We start from the raw sequence: 1,379 nt of genomic DNA on the forward strand, positions 1-1,379 counted from the left end.
TTTAGAAAATGGGGGGAGTGCGAGGGGGCAGTAATCCCCCTCAATTTATTGAGGGGATACACGGACTCCCTCGCCCTGTTGTTTACATCATCTTACCTATGTGATACCATAATGGTATGAAGAGAGAAACGTGGAAATCCACTGGAACAGCGGTACATCGAAGCCCAGAAAACAAGAGAAAGAGGAGAATGAGTGCCTCTAATTACTCTCAAGGTGCAAATCCATGCAGATTCTCAGACTGAAGCTATCCTCAAAGACGCCATGTGGTGTGCCACTAAGGTATACAACGGCCTTCTGTGGCATCTACGAAAAGAATACGAAGAAACAGGGAAGGTAAATATTTCTCGGAAGAACCTCAACCGCATCTTAAAAGAGCTTCCCAGGGCTAAGGGCTATTATTCAATGTCCGTGCAGCTTACGAGAGATGAAGTGCGAGAAGCATATAAGTCTTTCTTCACACTAAAGAAAAAGGGGCTTGTACAGCATAAGGTTCCCGGTTTCCGCCGTAAGGGCTATTTTTCACCGCTCAAGTACGTGCAGAGCGGCTTCAAAGTAGAAGGGGACAAAGTCACATTGAGTCTGGGCACCAGCCGGGGAGACGGCGTGAAACAGGTCTCTTTTCGCATATCTCACCGTCCTGATATTGAATATGAGCGGGTGCGGGAACTTTCCATCGCCTACGATAAGTTTTCCGGGCGAGTAGAAGCCCGTCTGGTGGTGGAAGTTAAGGCTTGTGAGAACAGTGGGGCGGGGAAAGCGGCGGTAGACCTTGGCGAAACTATACTCATGGCCTGTGCCTTTGATGATGGTAGTGTAATACTCTATTCTGGCAGGTTTATCAAATGTATAAGGCGGTACTGGCAGAAGGTGCGAGCCAACCTCAAACAGAACTCCCGTAGATGGAAACAGATAGCACACCGTAAGAAGAAACAGATAGAACACTTGTTACACATAACTACATCTCACTTTATAGAGGAGTGTGTGAGGCGTGGTGTGAAAGAAATAGTAATAGGGAATCTTAATGGAATCCGAGAGAACATTGACTATGGAGAACAGTTAAACCAGCGTCTGCACGTTTGGCCATATCGTAAGTTGATTAATATGCTCAAGTATAAGGGTGAGCTTGCGGGGATTCTGGTACTTGATAATGTAGATGAAGGAAGTACGTCTATTACCTGTCATGCCTGTGGGGAAATTATGGCTTCCAACAGGAGACACCGAGGGTTGTATGTATGTTCTTGCGGTTGGAAGGCACAGGCGGATGTAAATGGTGCCCTGAATATTTACGAGAGAGCGTATAAGGTATCTCCCGTGAAGGGGAGTAGTGGCCGAGTGGCGCGGCCCGTGGCTGTGTCGTTCCTATTGGGGTGGCACGGTGT

Annotated in this window: 1 protein-coding gene; it reads left to right on the forward strand. The window is 47.6% G+C overall.

Annotated elements, in window-relative coordinates; translation table 11 throughout:
* Nucleotides 1-192: 192 nt before the first annotated feature.
* A partial coding sequence (locus tag BM241_RS12130; protein WP_092282915.1) for an RNA-guided endonuclease InsQ/TnpB family protein occupies nucleotides 193-1,379 on the forward strand: 1,187 nt, incomplete at its 3' end.

Source organism: Caldicoprobacter faecalis, assembly GCF_900115765.1.
GTDB lineage: Bacteria > Bacillota > Clostridia > Caldicoprobacterales > Caldicoprobacteraceae > Caldicoprobacter > Caldicoprobacter oshimai.